Origin of the sequence: Enterobacter sp. PGRG2 (assembly GCF_030291195.1) — a bacterium.
Taxonomy (GTDB): Bacteria; Pseudomonadota; Gammaproteobacteria; order Enterobacterales; family Enterobacteriaceae; genus Enterobacter_D.
The window spans coordinates 2,268,639-2,286,155 of record NZ_CP127837.1; the positions used below are offsets into that span (position 1 = coordinate 2,268,639).

The following is a 17,517-nucleotide window of genomic DNA, read 5'->3' on the forward strand; positions in this document are numbered from 1 at the left end:
CTGTTGCTGTGTTAGCATAACCCCTCGTAAATCACCTTTCAGCGTTGCAGAGCCTGCCAATGAGCTATCAGGTCTTAGCCCGTAAGTGGCGACCACAAACTTTTGCTAACGTTGTCGGCCAGGAACATGTGCTGACCGCCCTGGCGAACGGCTTATCCCTGGGACGCATTCATCATGCGTATCTCTTTTCCGGCACCCGCGGCGTCGGTAAAACGTCCATTGCCCGTCTGCTGGCGAAGGGACTGAACTGCGAAACCGGGATCACCGCCACGCCCTGCGGCGTCTGCGATAACTGCCGTGAAATCGAGCAGGGGCGCTTTGTCGATCTGATTGAGATCGATGCCGCTTCCCGCACCAAAGTTGAAGATACCCGCGATCTGCTGGATAACGTGCAGTACGCGCCAGCCCGTGGCCGCTTCAAAGTCTATCTGATCGATGAAGTGCACATGCTGTCGCGCCACAGCTTCAATGCGTTACTGAAAACGCTGGAAGAGCCGCCTGCGCACGTCAAATTCCTGCTGGCGACCACCGATCCGCAAAAACTGCCGGTGACGATCTTATCGCGCTGCCTGCAATTCCATCTCAAAGCGCTGGACGTCGATCAGATCCGCCAGCAGCTTGAGCACATTCTCGACGAAGAAAAAATTACGCACGAGCCGCGCGCCCTGCAACTGCTGGCGCGCGCCGCCGACGGCAGCCTGCGCGATGCCCTGAGCTTAACCGATCAGGCGATTGCCAGCGGCGACGGTCAGCTGACCACCCAGGCCGTCAGCCAGATGCTCGGCACGCTCGACGACGATCAGGCGCTGTCGCTGATTGAAGCGGTGGTGGAAGCCAACGGCGAACGCGTCATGGCGCTGATCAACGACGCCGCCGCCCGTGGCGTGGAGTGGGAAGCCCTGCTGGTGGAGATGCAAACGCTCTTACACCGCATCGCCATGGTGCAACTGTCCCCCGCCGCACTCAGCAGCGATATGGCCGCCATTGAGCACCGTATGCGTGAGCTGGCCCGCACTGTGCCGCCGACTGACGTACAGCTCTACTACCAGGCGATGCTGATTGGCCGCAAAGAATTGCCGTACGCGCCGGATCGCCGTATGGGCGTCGAAATGACGCTGCTGCGCGCGCTGGCCTTCCACCCGCGCCAGCCGCTGCCGGAGCCGCAGGCTCCACAACAGTCTTTCGCGCCGGTGGCCCCCACGGCCGTATTGAACCCGACGCAGGTCGCCCCGCAACAACACGCCGTCGCCCCACAGGCAATAAGCCATGACGCGCCATTACCGGATACCACCAGTCAGGTGCTGGCGGCGCGTAATCAGCTTCGTGCCCAGGGAGCGACCAAAGCAAAAAAGAGTGAACCGGCAGCGGCAACCCGCGCGCGGCCGGTGAATAACGCTGCGCTGGAGCGCCTGGCGACCATGAGCGAACGCGTGCAGTCGCGTCCCGCCTCATCGACCCAGGAGGCTCCGCCTGCTAAAAAAGAAGCCTATCGCTGGAAAACGACCACGGTCACCGAAGCGGTAAAAGAAGAAGTCGCCACGCCGAAAGCGCTGAAAAAAGCGCTGGAGCATGAAAGAACGCCGGAGCTGGCGAAAAAGCTGGCGGAAGAAGCCATTGCCCGCGATCCCTGGGCGGCGCAGGTCAGCCAGCTTAATCTGCCGAAACTGGTGGAGCAGGTGGCGCTCAACGCCTGGAAAGAGCAGGACGGCAACCGCATTTGCCTTCATCTGCGTCCGACCCAGCGCCATCTGAATTCGGCGGGCGCGGCTAAGGTGCTGACGGAAGCGCTGTCGACCTTATGCGGCGAAGCAGTTGAACTGACTATCATTGAAGATGATAATCCGTCGGTACGCACGCCGCTGGAATGGCGGCAGACGATTTATGAAGAAAAACTCGCGCAGGCGCGCGAGTCGATTGTCGCGGATAATAATATCCAGACGCTGCGGCGCTTTTTTGACGCGGAGCTGGATGACGAAAGTATTCGCCCCATTTGACAGCCAGCGGTGCTGACTGTCGCCAACCCTGAATGTGACTTACCTGACCGGTAAATCACCCCTAGCCTGAGAGAGAAGCCTATGTTTGGTAAAGGTGGTCTGGGTAACCTGATGAAACAGGCCCAGCAGATGCAAGAAAAAATGCAGCAGATGCAGGAAGAGATCGCGAAGCTGGAAGTGACCGGCGAATCCGGCGCGGGCCTCGTTAAAGTGACCATCAACGGCGCGCATAATTGCCGTCGCGTGGAAATCGATCCGAGCCTGCTCGAAGACGATAAAGACATGCTGGAAGATCTGGTGGCAGCAGCCTTCAACGATGCGGCGCGTCGTATTGAAGAAACCCAGAAAGAAAAAATGGCGGGCGTGTCCTCCGGCATGCAGTTGCCGCCAGGCTTTAAGATGCCGTTCTGATGCAAGCCAGCCCGCTGTTAAATCAGCTGATGGAAGCACTGCGCAGTCTGCCGGGCGTTGGCCCGAAGTCCGCGCAGCGTATGGCGTTTTCGCTGCTCCAGCGCGATCGCAGCGGCGGTATGCGACTGGCACAGGCCCTGACGCGCGCAATGTCTGAAATCGGTCATTGCGCACAGTGCCGCACCTTCACCGAACAGGAAGTGTGCAATATCTGCGCAAATCCGCGTCGCCAGGAAAACGGTCAAATCTGCGTGGTGGAAAGTCCTGCTGACATCTACGCCATTGAGCAGACCGGACAGTTTTCCGGCCGTTACTTTGTGCTGATGGGGCATCTGTCGCCGCTCGATGGCATCGGGCCGAACGACATTGGCCTTGATAAGCTTGAGCAGCGGCTGTCGTCTGAACAGATGAAAGAGGTGATCCTCGCCACCAATCCGACGGTGGAAGGGGAGGCGACCGCCAACTATATTGCGGAGCTGTGCGCGCAGTATGGCGTCGATGCCAGCCGTATCGCCCACGGCGTGCCGGTGGGCGGCGAGCTGGAGATGGTCGACGGCACTACGCTGTCGCACTCGCTGGCCGGGCGTCACAAGATCCACCTTTAGTAAAAATCAGTAAAAAAAATCGGGGGCATTTCTTTGCCCCCGCTTGAAATTCTTCCCGCATATCCCCATTTCCCCCTCAACACCAAATGGCATTGTTGAGGTATTTTTTCGATGAAAGGACAAGAAACACGCGGTTTCCAGTCAGAGGTCAAACAGCTTCTGCATCTGATGATCCACTCGCTGTATTCCAACAAAGAAATCTTCCTGCGTGAGCTTATCTCTAACGCCTCGGATGCGGCAGATAAACTGCGCTTTCGCGCGTTGTCGAATCCCGATCTTTATGAAGGCGACGGTGAGTTGCGCGTACGCGTCTCCTTCGATAAAGAGAAGCGTACATTGACCATTGCCGACAACGGTATTGGTATGAACCGTGACGAGGTCATCGACCATCTGGGTACGATCGCCAAATCCGGCACCAAATCTTTCCTCGAAGCCATGGGCTCTGACCAGGCGAAAGACAGCCAACTGATCGGTCAGTTCGGCGTCGGCTTCTACTCGGCGTTTATCGTGGCCGATAAAGTCACCATGCGCACCCGTGCGGCAGGCGACAGCGCGGAAAACGGCGTGTTCTGGGAATCTGCCGGTGAGGGCGACTACACCGTTGCCGATATCACCAAAGAGGATCGCGGTACCGAGATCACCCTGCACCTGCGTGAAGGGGAAGACGACTTCCTCAACGACTGGCGCGTGCGCTCTATCATCAGCAAATACTCCGATCACATTGCGTTGCCGGTAGAAATCGAGAAACAGGAAGAGAAAGACGGCGAAACCATCGTCAGCTGGGAAAAAATCAACAAAGCCCAGGCCCTGTGGACCCGTAACAAGTCGGAAATCAAAGACGACGAGTACAACGAATTCTACAAGCACATCGCCCACGACTTTACCGATCCGCTGACCTGGAGCCACAACCGCGTTGAGGGCAAACAGGAATACACCAGCCTGCTGTATATTCCGTCCCGCGCGCCTTTTGACATGTGGAACCGCGATCACAAGCACGGTCTGAAACTCTACGTGCAGCGCGTGTTCATTATGGACGACGCCGAACAGTTCATGCCGAACTACCTGCGCTTCGTGCGTGGCCTGATCGACTCCAACGATCTGCCGCTGAACGTGTCCCGTGAGATCCTGCAGGACAGCAACGTCACCCGCAACCTGCGCAGCGCGCTGAGCAAACGCGTTCTGCAAATGCTGGAAAAACTGGCGAAAGACGATGCTGAAAAATACCTCACTTTCTGGAAGCAGTTCGGTCTGGTGCTGAAAGAAGGCCCGGCGGAAGATCCTGCCAACCAGGAAACCATCGCTAAACTGCTGCGCTTTGCCTCCACGCACACTGATTCTTCAGAGCAGACGGTATCGCTCACCGATTACGTGTCGCGCATGAAAGAAGGCCAGGAGAAGATCTACTACATCACCGCTGACAGCTATGCGGCCGCGAAGAGCAGCCCGCACCTGGAGCTGCTGCGTAAGAAGGGCATCGAAGTGCTGCTGCTCTCTGACCGCATCGATGAGTGGATGATGAGCTACCTGACCGAGTTCGACGGCAAGCCGTTCCAGTCTGTCGCCAAAGCCGATGAGTCACTCGACAAGCTGAACGACGAAGTGGACGAAAGCGCGAAAGAAGCGGAAAAAGCGCTGGAGCCTTTCGTTGAGCGCGTGAAAACCCTGCTGGGCGAGCGCGTCAAAGAAGTGCGCCTGACGCACCGTCTGACCGACACGCCAGCCATCGTCACCACCGATAACGACGAAATGAGCACCCAGATGGCGAAACTCTTTGCCGCTGCGGGCCAGGCCGTTCCGGACGTGAAGTACATCTTTGAACTGAATCCGGATCACGCGCTGGTAAAACGCGCCGCCGATACCCAGGACGACGCGCAGTTTAAAGAGTGGGTTGAACTGTTGATGGATCAGGCGCTGCTTGCCGAGCGCGGCACGCTGGAAGATCCGAACCAGTTTATCCGCCGTATGAACCAGCTGCTGGTTTCCTGATAGCGTCATTTCCTGCCGGATAAGCCCCTGCGCTTATCCTGTCTGGACGATCAACCTGTATGCCGGATAAGCGTCAGCGCCATCCGGCATTTTTTCGCCAGAATTACCGCTTTTCTTATAATTCCCCATTAACCGTTTCAGCGTCGGGCGCCTTTCTTGAGGCGAAGGCGTGATAATGGTATCTTTTAGCGCTTTTTTAAAAAATTTTGATAACCTTTGAGGGGATTTTCGCAATGCGTATCATTCTGCTTGGCGCTCCAGGCGCGGGGAAAGGAACTCAGGCACAGTTCATCATGGAGAAATATGGCATTCCGCAAATTTCCACAGGTGACATGCTGCGTGCCGCGGTTAAATCCGGCAGCGAGCTGGGCAAACAGGCAAAAGACATCATGGACGCCGGTAAACTGGTTACCGATGAGCTGGTTATCGCGCTGGTGAAAGAACGTATCTCTCAGGAAGATTGCCGCAACGGTTTTCTGTTAGACGGCTTCCCGCGTACCATTCCGCAGGCTGACGCCATGAAAGAAGCCGGTATCAACGTGGATTACGTCCTGGAATTCGACGTACCGGACGAACTGATCGTTGACCGTATCGTTGGCCGTCGCGTTCATGCGGCCTCTGGCCGTGTTTACCACATCAAATTCAATCCACCGAAAGTGGAAGGCAAAGACGATGTTACCGGCGAAGAGCTGACCACCCGTAAAGACGATCAGGAAGAAACCGTGCGTAAACGTCTGGTGGAATACCATCAGCTGACCGCGCCGCTGATCGGCTACTACCAGAAAGAAGCCGAAGCCGGCAACACCAAATATGTGAAAGTCGACGGCACCAAAGCGGTGAGCGACGTTCGCGCAGAGCTGGCCAACATCCTCGGCTAATGCTTATCCCCGGTGATCTCACCGGGGAACTCCCTTCTGTTTTCCCTTTCGCTACAATTGGTTTCGTTTACCTGCAATTCAGCTACAATTATCGCCCGTTTAAAAGGATAAGAGGCGCGAATGAGTCAGGCGAAAACCGGCATACTGCTGGCGAATCTGGGCACCCCGGATGCACCCACACCCCAGGCCGTTAAACGCTATTTACGGCAGTTTTTAAGCGACCGGCGGGTGGTCGATACCCCACGTCTGCTGTGGTGGCCGCTGTTGCGCGGCGTGATCCTGCCGATCCGTTCACCGCGCGTCGCCAAACTTTATCAGTCCGTGTGGATGGAAGAAGGCTCGCCGCTGATGGTCTACAGCCGTCGTCAGCAACAGGCGCTGGCCGCCCGTCTGCCGGAAATGCCGGTGGCGCTCGGTATGAGCTACGGCTCGCCATCGCTGGAAAGTGCCGTGGACGAACTGCTGTCGCAGGGGGTGGAACATCTGGTGGTGCTGCCGCTCTATCCGCAATATTCCTGCTCCACCGTGGCTGCCGTCTGGGATGAGCTGGCGCGTATTCTGGCAAAAAAACGCCGTATTTCCGGCGTCTCTTTTATTCGCGATTACGCCGACAATTCAGCCTATATAGACGCGCTGGTAAACAGCATTCGCGCCTCCTTTGCCGTTCATGGCGAGCCGGATCTGCTGCTGCTCTCCTATCACGGGATCCCGCAGCGCTATGCTGACGAAGGGGATGATTATCCGCAGCGCTGCCGCGACACCACCCGTGAAGTGGTTTCCGCCCTTGGCCTGCCGCCGGAAAAAGTGATGATGACCTTCCAGTCGCGCTTTGGCCGCGAGCCGTGGCTGACGCCGTACACCGACGAGACGCTGAAAATGCTCGGTGAAAAGGGCGTTAAGCACATCCAGGTGCTGTGCCCGGGATTTGCCGCTGACTGCCTGGAAACGCTGGAGGAAATCGCCGTGCAGAACCGCGAATTCTTCCTCGAAGCGGGCGGCGAAAAATATGAATATATTCCGGCGCTTAATGATTCAACCGATCATATTGAGATGATGGTCAGCCTGACGGCCCCTTATCGCTGATCGCGAAGCGGGCCGCGAGTGTGCTACCATTTGCGGCCCAATTCTTCACTATTACTGACTATGAAATTTCCCGGCAAACGCAAATCCAAACACTACTTTCCTGTTAACGCCCGCGATCCGCTGTTACAACAACTTCAGCCGGTCAGCGACGCCAGTACTTCCTGGGTGGTGGGTATCGATCAGACGCTTGTGGATATCGAAGCGAAAGTGGATGACGCGTTTGTTGAACGTTATGGTCTGAGCGCCGGACATTCGCTGGTGATCAGCGATGAAGTAGCGGAAGCGTTGTATCAGGAACTGATGCGCGACAACCTCATCACGCACCAGTTTGCCGGCGGCACCATCGGCAACACCATGCACAACTATTCGGTGCTGGCGGATGACCGCTCGGTGCTGTTGGGCGTAATGTGCAGCAACGTCGAGATTGGCGGCTACGCTTACCGCTACCTGTGCAACACCTCCAGCCGTACCGATCTGAACTACCTTCAGGGCGTTGATGGCCCGATAGGGCGCTGCTTTACGCTGGTGAGCGACTCCGGCGAGCGAACCTTTGCAATCAGCCCTGGCGCGATGAACCAGCTGCGCCCGGAAAGCATTCCGGAAGCGGTGATAGCCGGTGCCTCGGCGCTGGTGCTGACTTCCTACCTGGTGCGCTGCAAACCGGACGAGCCGATGCGCGACGCGACCATGAAAGCCGTCGAGTACGCCAAAAAGCATAACGTGCCGGTGGTACTGACGCTGGGCACCAAATACGTTATCGCCGATAACCCGCAGTGGTGGCGTGATTTCCTGAAAGAGAATGTCTCGATCCTCGCCATGAACGAAGAGGAAGCGGAAGCGCTGACCGGCGAGAGCGATCCGCTGCTGGCCTGTAACAGCGCGCTGGACTGGGTGGATCTGGTGCTGTGCACAGCCGGACCGGTCGGTTTATATATGGCAGGCTTCACGGAAGAGCAGGCGAAACGCAAAACTCAGCACCCGCTGTTGCCGGGCGCTATCCCGGAATTCAACCAGTATGAGTTCAGCCGCGCCATGCGTCATCAGGACTGCCAGCAGCCGCTGCGCATTTTCTCCCACATCGCGCCTTACATGGGCGGCCCGGAGAAAATCATGAACACCAATGGCGCAGGGGATGGCGCGCTGGCGGCGCTGCTGCACGATATCACCGCCAATAACTTCCATCGCACTAACGTGCCGAACTCCAGTAAGCATAACTACACCTGGCTCAGCTACTCATCGCTGGCGCAGATGTGCAAATACGCCAACCGTGTGAGCTATCAGGTGCTGAACCAGCATTCGCCACGTCTGACCCGCGGTCTGCCGGAGCGCGAAGACAGCCTCGAAGAAGCCTACTGGGAGCGCTGATTTCGTGATTACAGGCCGGACAGGATATTAAGTCCTGTCCGGCAACCTCACTTTATCCCGTCACCACTTCGCCCGCAGGCGGCGTTTCCAGCAGTTCCAGCATGGTGCGGGCAATTTCACGCTCGCCCATCACCACCTGATTAGCACCGCGTTCGGTGATGTAATCCACCTCATCGTCATAATGCGCGCGGGCGATAATCTCAATATTCGGGCACTTCTCCCGCGCCGAGGCCACGATTTCCCCGGCTTCATAGCCGTTCGGGATCGTCAGCAGCAGCCAGCGGGCGCAGTCGAGATGCGCCAGATTCATGATCTCTTCGTTGGCGGCGTTGCCGAGCACCGCGCGGATACCCCGCTCGCGCAGCTCATCGACGCGGGAGCGGGAGGTTTCGATCACCACCAGCGGAATACCCTGCGCCATCAGCTTTTCACCCAGCAGGCTGCCGACGCGGCCAAAGCCCACCAGCAGCGCATGATTACAAATGTCCACCGGGATCTGCTTCTCTTCTTCGATGGCTTCTTCCAGCGTCTGCTCTTCCAGGGTTTCGGTTTTATCGAGGTATTTTTCAAGGATGGCGAAAAGGATCGGGTTCAGCATAATCGACAGGATCGCCCCGGCCAGCACCAGGTTCTGCCCGGTCTGCGGCAGTAAATCCAGCGCCATCCCCAGCCCGGCGAGAATAAAGGCAAACTCACCGATCTGCGCGAGGCTGGCGGCAATGGTCAGCGCCGTGCGGGGCGAGTGACCGAACAGGCGCACCAGGAAGAAGGCGGCCACGGATTTACCGAAGATAATAATTGCCAGCGTGCCGAGAACGGCCAGCGGTTCATCGATGAGGATCAGCGGATCGAACAGCATGCCCACCGACACAAAAAACAGTACCGCGAAGGCGTCGCGCAGCGGCAGGGTATCGTGCGCCGCCCTGTGGCTCAGTTCGGATTCGTTCAGCACCATACCGGCGAAGAACGCGCCGAGGGCAAAGGAAACGTCGAACAGCTCCACCGCGCCAAAAGCAATGCCGAGCGCCAGCGCCAGCACCGAAAGCGTAAAGAGTTCCCGCGATCCGGTCGCCGCGCTGCGTGCGAGGATCCACGGCACCAGACGGCGGCCCACCAGCATCATGATGGCGATAAAGGCCACCACCTTACCGATGGTGATACTCATATCCAGCGCCAGGGTGGCGAGGCCGACATTGCCTTTTTCCATCATGCCCGCCACCGCAGGCAGCAGCACCAGCGTCAGCACCATCACTAAATCTTCAACGATCAGCCAGCCAATGGCGATTTGCCCGCGCTGACTGTCGATAAGCTGCCGCTCCTCAAGGGCGCGCAGCAGCACCACCGTACTGGCGGTGGAAAGACATAAACCAAACACGATACCGGTCATCAGTGACCAGCCCATCAGGGACGAGAGCGCCATGCCCAGCAGGGTTGCCACCGCAATCTGTGCGATAGCGCCGGGTATGGCGATGGACTTTACCGCCATCAGATCCTTCAGCGAAAAATGCAGCCCCACGCCAAACATCAGCAGGATCACGCCCAGCTCGGCCAGTTCAGGCGCCAGTTTGGTATCGGCAACGAAGCCCGGGGTAAAGGGTCCGGCTAACACACCCGCCAGCAAATAGCCCACCAGTGGCGAAATGCGTAATTTGTTGGCAAGCATGCCGAGGATAAAAGCGAGCACAAGGCCGCCGACAATGGTGGTGATAAGCGGTGTGGCGTGATGCATCCCATCTCCTTTCGTGAAGGTGTGTATCCATTTTTGGTCGAAAACCAAAAGCCCGAATTACAGTTTATGACAATTTTAACCATTATGTTGATGAATAATTGTTGAATTCTGAAGAAAAGAGCAACCTGTGCTAAAAAATCGGGCATCAGCCAGGATCTGAAAGGAGAGGGGCTGGCGGGCTGATGGGGCGGGAGGATCGGGCGACCACCCACACGGTTTGGTCGCCCGTAAATTACGCTTTCTGCCGGTTATCGGGCAGGAATATCGTTAAGATCCCCAGTAATGGCAGGAAAGCACAGATTTTATAAACCAAAAAGATACTGGTATGGTCGGCAACCAGCCCCAGCACAGCGGCGCCAAGGCCTCCCATGCCAAAAGCAAAGCCGAAGAACAGACCGGAAACCATGCCAATCCGCCCCGGAAGCAGCTCCTGGGCATAGACCAGGATGGCGGAAAACGCCGAGGCGAGAATAAAGCCAATGATCACCGTTAAAATGCCAGTCCAGTACAGAGATGCATAGGGTAAAACAAGGGTAAAGGGCGCAACGCCGAGGATCGAGCCCCAAATCACATATTTACGGCCAATCTTATCCCCGAGAGGGCCGCCAATCATGGTGCCAGCGGCCACAGCAAACAGAAACGCAAACAGATGATACTGGGCGTTTTGCACCGATAAACCAAATTTTTCCATCAAATAAAAGGTGTAATAGCTGCTGATGCTCGCCATATAGAAATATTTCGAAAAAATCAGCATCAGCAGGATGGAAACGGCGAGGATCACCTTATTGCGCGGTAGCGGATTGATTACTTTCACCGCCGGTTTGCCTTTATTGACGCGATGCTGCGCCGCATACCAGCGGCTGACCTGCGCCAGCACCACGATCGCCAGCAGCGCAGCCAGCACGAACCAGGCAACGTTGCCTTTGCCGTAAGGGGCGATCACTAACGCCGCCAGCAAAGGGCCGAGTGAACTGCCGAAGTTGCCGCCCACCTGAAACAGGGACTGCGCCAGGCCATGACGTCCACCGGAGGCCATGCGTGCCACGCGGGATGACTCCGGGTGGAACACTGACGATCCTGTGCCCACCAGCGCGGCCGCCAGCAACACCATGCCGAAACTGCCCGCCAGCGCCAGCAGCACCAGTCCGCTCAGCGTAAAGCACATGCCAATCGGCAACGACCACGGCATCGGGTGTTTATCGGTATAAGCGCCGACCACCGGTTGCAGCAGCGACGAGGCCATCTGGAAGGTCAGGGTGATCAGACCGATCTGCACGAAAGTGAGGGAAAACTCAGACTGTAACAGCGGATAAATCGCGAGGATCAGCGATTGCAGCATATCGTTAAGCAGATGAGAGACGCTGATCGCCCCCAGAATACCAAACGAGGTGCGCGCCTGCGGCGACGCAGGCGATCCCGACAAGGCCGGGGCGGGTTCACTTATTGCCATAAAATTCACTTCTTTTTAATGGTGGAAGGGGCAGGTGTTTATCATAAAGATGACTAATAATTATCTGCCTAACATACCTGCCCGAAAGGTTTGAAGGAAGTCGCAATTCTGAAAACTTATTTGTCTAATATTGCCGGGCACGCTACTTTTTGCGTCTGTTAAGGATCAGGGAGAGAAGCATGAAATTTGTAAAGCAGGGCATCGCGCTGGCAATGCTGGCGGCACTGGGGTTGACGACTTTACCGGCTCAGGCCTACGAAAAAGATAAAACCTATAAAATCACCATTCTGCATACCAACGATCATCACGGCCATTTCTGGCGTAACGATTACCGTGAATATGGTCTGGCGGCGCAAAAAACGCTGGTGGACGGTATTCGCAAAGAGGTGGCGGCAGAGGGCGGTAGCGTGCTGCTGCTCTCCGGCGGCGACATCAATACCGGCGTGCCGGAATCCGATCTGCAGGACGCCGAACCCGATTTTCGCGGCATGAATCTGATTGGTTATGACGCGATGGCCGTCGGCAACCACGAGTTTGATAACCCGCTCAGCGTGCTGCGCCAGCAGGAAAAGTGGGCGAAATTCCCGTTCCTCTCCGCCAATATTTATCAGAAAAGCACCAACGAACGACTGTTCAAGCCCTGGGCGATTTTCAAACGCCAGGACTTAAAAATTGCCGTAATCGGCCTGACCACCGATGACACGGCAAAAATCGGCAATCCCGAGTATTTCACCGACATTGAATTCCGCAAGCCGGCGGAAGAAGCGAAGCTGGTCATTCAGGAGCTGAATGCCAACGAGAAGCCGGACATCCTGATCGCCACCACGCATATGGGCCATTACGATAATGGCGAGCACGGCTCCAATGCGGCTGGGGATGTGGAAATGGCACGCAGCCTGCCGGCGGGCGCGCTGACGATGATTGTCGGCGGTCACTCGCAAAACCCGGTATGCATGGCGTCGGAAAACAAAAAACAGGTGGATTACGTGCCAGGGACGCCCTGCGCGCCGGATCGCCAGAACGGTATCTGGATCGTACAGGCCCATGAGTGGGGAAAATACGTCGGACGGGCTGATTTTGAATTCCGCAACGGCGAGATGAAAATGGTGCGTTACCAGCTGATCCCGGTCAACCTGAAGAAAAAAGTGACCTATGATAACGGCGACAGTGAACGCGTGCTCTACACGCCGGAAATCCCGGAAAACGCCCAGATGCTCTCCCTGCTGACGCCGTTCCAGAACAAAGGCAAAGCCCAGCTGGATGTGAAAATTGGTAACGTGAACGCGCACCTGGAAGGCGATCGCAGCAAAGTGCGTTTTGTGCAGACCAACCTGGCGCATCTGATCCTTGCGGCGCAAATGGCGCGCACCACTGCCGATTTCGCGGTGATGAGCGGCGGCGGTATTCGGGATTCCATTGAGGCCGGAGACATCACCTACAAAGACGTGCTGAAAGTGCAGCCCTTTGGCAACATCGTGGTCTATGTCGACATGAGCGGCAAAGAGGTGAAAGAGTACCTGAGCGCCGTGGCGAAAATGAAACCAGGTTCCGGCGCTTATCCGCAGTTTGCTAACGTCAGCTTCACTTCTGCGAACGGCCAGCTTAACGATCTCAAAATCAAGGGCGAACCGGTGGATGACGCCAAAACCTACCGCATGGCGACGCTGAGCTTTAACGCCACCGGCGGCGATGGCTACCCGCGCATTGATGAAAAGCCGGGCTATGTAAATACCGGCTTTATTGACGCGGAAGTGCTCAAGCAGTTTATCCAGCAGAATTCACCGCTGGATGCCGCGACCTTTGAGCCGAAAGGCGAGGTGGTCTGGCAGTAACCCTTTCTCTTGTCCTCTCCCTGGGGAGAGGGCCGGGGTGAGGGACTTACTCGCGGCGGGCAATATCGGCGAATTTCGCATCAAGGATCTTCGCCAGATCCGCCGCCGCCAGCTCAATATCCAGCCCGCGTTTGCCGCCCGACACATAAATGGTGGCAAACTGCTGCGCCGGGGCGTCGATCAGCGTCGGCAGACGCTTTTTCTGCCCTAACGGACTGATGCCGCCAACCAGGTATCCCGTGGTGCGCTGCGCCACCATCGGATCGGCCATATCCACTTTCTTCGCGCCCAGCGCCTTCGCCACTTTCTTCAGATCCAGCTGTCCGGCCACCGGCGTGACGGCGACGGCTAACTGCTTCATGTCGCCGTTTATCGCCACCAAAAGCGTTTTATAAACCTGATCGGCATTCAGGCCGAGCTTACGCACCACTTCATCGCCAAAATTCGTTTCGCTGGGATCGTGATCGTAAGCGTGAAGCTGAAAAGTAACCTTGTTTTTTTCCAGTAATTTAACGGCGGGTGTCATAAAAATCCTTCTTACCACTGAGGTATCACACAGCCAGCATACGCCGGGTAAGGGGCGCAAAAATAGTACCATCTTGCGCAATAGTGTTGGCAGTTGCGCTAACTTTGAGCGACAATTAGCGCGCACTGGCGTTAACGCCAGAACTACAATAATGATGAAATTCCTCTTTGACGGGCCAATATGATTATTGGCCATTTTTTTGCCGCAACAGCGTCGGCAAGTTCCCCTCTCCGTACAGATGCAGCGCGCCCGCGGCTACCACATAATGCCCCGGCGGCAACGCCAGTAAATGCTCACACCACGCCTGATTACGCTGATGCATCAGGATCTCATACAGCGGCTCGCTGAAGGTCGACGGCAGGGCGATGTCCCGTTCCGTGGGCGGTTTATTCATCCACCAGCCAATCATCACCTGCAACAGCCGGGCATTGGTGTGCCAGTGCTCCAGCGTATCCAGCAGCAGGGCTTTGCCGTCGTCGGGCAACTGGCTCAGCAGATCGATTTGATTCTGCGTCCCTTCCAGCTCCATCACCGGAAGCGCCGCCTGTTTTGCCGCCTGCAACAGCTGATAATCAATGCCGAAATCCGGACGCAGGCCCAGCCGCTGCGCCTGGGTAGCCTGCAACACCAGCGCGATTTTCCACGCGGGCTGGTCGTCAAAGATGTCAGGGGCAAGGGATAAGGTCTGTAGCAGCGTTTCAAGATCGCGCTGTTCCGCGTCCGTCAGCCGTTCCGCCAGCGGCGCGCGCGGCGGAAGATCGTTGAAGGGCGAGGCCTGGCCGGAGACATCGGCCTCGACAATCAGCGCCGTCGCCTGCTGAAGCTTTTTCAGCAAGCCAGCGGGCAGGGGGGCCATGTCGCGCGTACCCATATGAATACTGCCGACCAGATGAAGATGACGCCCGCCGGGCAGCGTCAAATCTATCGCGGGCCACGGATAACGGGGGGCCCGCAGTGCGTCAAACCAAACTTTTAACCGGCTAAACAGGCTCATACAGGCTCCCGCAAAAGAAAGAACCATGCTAGCGCGCGGGGAAGGTGGGTGCAAATCGGCTGACGGCGACCCTCCCGCAGGAAGGCCGCCGGTGCGGATCAGGCTTTAGGTTTGTAGCGCAACAGGCGGTTGGCGTTGCTCACCACGGTGATGGACGACAGCGCCATCGCCGCGCCCGCCACTACCGGGCTTAACAGCGAGCCGGTCAGCGGCCACAGCACCCCTGCGGCAATGGGAATACCCAGCGAGTTATAGATAAAGGCCCCCAGCAGGTTCTGCTTCATATTGCGCAGCGTCGCTTTCGAAATATCCAGCGCATCCGCCACGCCCGTCAGGCTGTGACGCATCAGGGTGATGGCCGCCGTTTCGATGGCGACATCGCTGCCGCCGCCCATGGCGATCCCCACTTCCGCCTGCGCCAGCGCCGGGGCATCATTGATGCCGTCGCCGATCATCGCCACCTGACGGCCTTCCTGCTGCAATTTCTTAATCGCATCGGCTTTACCGTCCGGCAGCACCCCGGCGATCACCTCGTCGATCCCGGCTTCCTGCGCAATGGCTTTCGCGGTGATCGGGTTATCGCCGGTGAGCATCACCAGCCGGTAGCCGGCCTGATGCAGACGCGCCAGCGCGCTCACGCTGTCGGAACGCAGCGGATCGCGGATCGCCAGCAGCGCCACGGCGATGCCGTCCACCGCCAGCAGCACCGGCGTCGCGCCCTGCGCCGCCCGGGCGGCAATCGCCTCGTCAAGCGCGCGGGTATCAACGTGCTGTTGAGTAAGCAGCGCCTGGTTGCCCAGCAACAGCGCGTGATTATCCACCGTGCCGCTGACCCCCAGCCCGCCGAGGGTACGGAAATCCCGCACCTCCGGCAGCGCGTCGTCAGCGGCTTTTTCGACGATTGCGCGGGCCAGCGGATGGCCGGATCCCTGCTCCAGCGCCGCCGCCAGCCGCAGCACCTCGCGTTCTTCATAAGCGCCGGTCAGGGTGACGGCGACCACCTGCGGTTTGCCTTCCGTCAGCGTGCCGGTTTTATCAAAGACCAGCGTATCCACCTGGCTGCCGCGTTGCAGCGCATCGGCATCGCGCACCAGCACGCCATATTCAGCAGCGCGCCCGACCCCGGAGATAATCGACATCGGCGTGGCCAGCCCCAGCGCGCACGGACAGGCGATGATCAGCACCGTGGTGACGATCACCAGGGTATAAACGATTTGCGGCGCGGGGCCGAAGAAATACCAGATCGCGCCGCTGAACAACGCAATGGCCACCACCACCGGCACAAAAATGGCCGAGATTTTATCCGCCAGCTGACCGATTTCCGGCTTGCTGCTCTGCGCCTGGCGCACCATGCGGATAATGCGCGACAGGGTGGTGTGGCTGCCGACGGCGCTGGCTTTGAACAGCACGCTGCCATCGGTCATTACTGTCCCGGCGTGAACCGCATCACCCTGGCTTTTTTGCAGTGGCACCGGTTCGCCGGTAAGCATCGCCTCATCCAGCCAGGCCTCGCCCTGGACGATCTCGCCGTCGACCGGCACGCGATCGCCGGTGGTCAGGCGCAGGATCATGCCCGGCTGCACCTCCGCCAGCGGAAGGGTTTTCTCACCCGCGTCGGTGACCACGCGCGCCGAGGGCGGCGTTAAGTCGAGCAGACGTTCCAGCGCTTTTGACGAGCGCGCCCGCGCCCGTGCTTCCAGCATATGCCCGAGGTTAATCAGGCCGATGATCATCGCGCTGGCTTCATAGTAGAGGTGGCGGGCTTCCATCGGGAAGGCATGCGGCCAGAGGTTGACGCTGATGGAATAGATCCAGGCCACGCCCGTCCCCAGCGCGACAAGGGTATCCATGGTGGCGGTGCGGTTCAGCAGGCTTTTCCAGGCGCTGCGGTAAAAATGCCCGCCCGCGAACACCATCACGGCGAGAGTGATCGCGCCAATCACCAGCCACAGGGTGCGGTTGGCATCGGTGACCATCATATTGTCACCCGTCATGCCCCACAGCATCACCGGAATACCGACCAGCAGCGCGACAATGGCCTGCCAGCGGAAACGTTTTAAGGTCGCAAGGGCGGTTTCCTGCTGGCGCTCGCGGCGCTTCACATCATCTTCGATGATCTCCGCGCCGTAGCCGGCATTTTCCACCGCGCTCACTAATTCAGCGGCGGAGGCGCTGCCCATTACCAGCGCAGAGCGCTCCGCCAGATTGACCCGTGCCTGGCTGACGCCCGGTACCGCCTGTAAGGCTTTTTGCACGCGGGAGACACAGCTGGCGCAGCTCATGCCGCTTAACAGCAACTGCTGGCTGTCTTGCAGGTCATCCGCTGCCGGAAGCTCAGGTTGCGCCGCTGTCAGTGCTTCCGACGGGAGTGATGACTCTGCCAGCGGTTTAGCCTTTGGGTATTCGGGGCTCGCGTCGTATCCGGCTTGTTTAATGGTATCGATGAGCTCCGCCGCGCTGGCGCTGCCGGTCACGTCGGCATGGGTCAGCGTCACTTCCGCCTGTTCAACGTCAGGGCGCTGCTCCAGACTTTCTTTAACACGTTTCACGCAGTGGCCACAGGTGAGGCCATCAAGCGCTAAAGCGATGGTTTGCGACATAATTAAACTCCTGTAATTTCGGTTGAACCAATACACACATTGATTACAGTTATAAAGGTTAAAC

At 57.9% G+C, this 17,517-nt stretch carries 13 protein-coding genes and 1 other annotated feature; of the genes, 8 read left to right on the top strand and 5 right to left on the bottom strand.

Annotated features, from left to right (window positions below; genetic code table 11):
- The first annotated feature begins 59 nt into the window (after positions 1 to 59).
- The 7 genes from dnaX (at position 60) to QRD42_RS09885 (ending at position 8,322) form a co-directional block, all read left to right on the top strand.
- The gene (gene dnaX, locus QRD42_RS09855; RefSeq protein ID WP_321986990.1) at positions 60 to 1,994 is read left to right on the top strand and encodes a DNA polymerase III subunit gamma/tau; all 1,935 of its coding nucleotides are present in this window, start codon (positions 60 to 62) and stop codon (positions 1,992 to 1,994) included.
- Positions 1,327 to 1,391: a sequence feature (DnaX frameshifting element), on the top strand. Its footprint overlaps the gene before it by 65 nt.
- Before the next feature lie 81 nt (positions 1,995 to 2,075).
- On the top strand, positions 2,076 to 2,405 hold the full coding sequence (locus QRD42_RS09860; protein ID WP_072567589.1) for a YbaB/EbfC family nucleoid-associated protein: 330 nt from the start codon (positions 2,076 to 2,078) through the stop codon (positions 2,403 to 2,405).
- Positions 2,405 to 3,010: a recombination mediator RecR gene (recR, locus tag QRD42_RS09865; RefSeq protein ID WP_072567590.1), complete on the top strand. Its 606-nt coding sequence runs from the start codon at positions 2,405 to 2,407 to the stop codon at positions 3,008 to 3,010. Before QRD42_RS09860 ends, recR begins: the two co-directional genes overlap by 1 nt.
- Before the next feature lie 111 nt (positions 3,011 to 3,121).
- Positions 3,122 to 4,996, top strand: a complete 1,875-nt coding sequence (htpG, locus tag QRD42_RS09870) for a molecular chaperone HtpG (protein ID WP_321986991.1) — start codon at positions 3,122 to 3,124, stop codon at positions 4,994 to 4,996.
- A gap of 233 nt (positions 4,997 to 5,229) precedes the next feature.
- Entirely contained in the window at positions 5,230 to 5,874 is a 645-nt protein-coding gene (gene adk, locus QRD42_RS09875) for an adenylate kinase (protein ID WP_072567592.1), read from the top strand.
- A gap of 120 nt (positions 5,875 to 5,994) precedes the next feature.
- Positions 5,995 to 6,957, top strand: coding sequence for a ferrochelatase (hemH, locus tag QRD42_RS09880; protein ID WP_318374647.1), 963 nt, complete (start codon positions 5,995 to 5,997; stop codon positions 6,955 to 6,957).
- 60 nt (positions 6,958 to 7,017) lie between these two features.
- Positions 7,018 to 8,322 carry an inosine/guanosine kinase gene (locus QRD42_RS09885; RefSeq protein ID WP_321986992.1) on the top strand — a complete coding sequence of 435 codons (1,305 nt, stop codon included), beginning with the start codon at positions 7,018 to 7,020 and terminating at the stop codon, positions 8,320 to 8,322.
- Between the two features lie 52 nt (positions 8,323 to 8,374).
- Here the strand turns inward: QRD42_RS09885 and ybaL are convergent, their stop codons facing one another.
- On the bottom strand, positions 8,375 to 10,051 hold the full coding sequence (ybaL, locus tag QRD42_RS09890; RefSeq protein ID WP_072567595.1) for a YbaL family putative K(+) efflux transporter: 1,677 nt from the start codon (positions 10,049 to 10,051) through the stop codon (positions 8,375 to 8,377).
- Positions 10,052 to 10,283: 232 nt separating this feature from the next.
- Complete coding sequence (locus QRD42_RS09895; RefSeq protein ID WP_072567596.1) at positions 10,284 to 11,501, bottom strand: MFS transporter; 1,218 nt, start codon at positions 11,499 to 11,501, stop codon at positions 10,284 to 10,286.
- A 179-nt stretch (positions 11,502 to 11,680) separates the two neighbouring features.
- On the opposite strand from QRD42_RS09895, the gene ushA reads away from it, so the two are divergent.
- Complete coding sequence (gene ushA, locus QRD42_RS09900; RefSeq protein WP_321986994.1) at positions 11,681 to 13,333, top strand: bifunctional UDP-sugar hydrolase/5'-nucleotidase UshA; 1,653 nt, start codon at positions 11,681 to 11,683, stop codon at positions 13,331 to 13,333.
- A 46-nt stretch (positions 13,334 to 13,379) separates the two neighbouring features.
- Here ushA and ybaK read toward each other — a convergent pair whose 3' ends face one another.
- The 3 genes from ybaK to copA form a co-directional block, all read right to left on the bottom strand.
- The gene (ybaK, locus tag QRD42_RS09905; protein ID WP_321986995.1) at positions 13,380 to 13,859 is read right to left on the bottom strand and encodes a Cys-tRNA(Pro)/Cys-tRNA(Cys) deacylase YbaK; all 480 of its coding nucleotides are present in this window, start codon (positions 13,857 to 13,859) and stop codon (positions 13,380 to 13,382) included.
- Between the two features lie 184 nt (positions 13,860 to 14,043).
- Complete coding sequence (locus QRD42_RS09910; RefSeq protein WP_321986996.1) at positions 14,044 to 14,853, bottom strand: TraB/GumN family protein; 810 nt, start codon at positions 14,851 to 14,853, stop codon at positions 14,044 to 14,046.
- 98 nt (positions 14,854 to 14,951) lie between these two features.
- Positions 14,952 to 17,453, bottom strand: a complete 2,502-nt coding sequence (gene copA / locus QRD42_RS09915) for a copper-exporting P-type ATPase CopA (protein WP_321986997.1) — start codon at positions 17,451 to 17,453, stop codon at positions 14,952 to 14,954.
- Positions 17,454 to 17,517 lie beyond the last annotated feature (64 nt).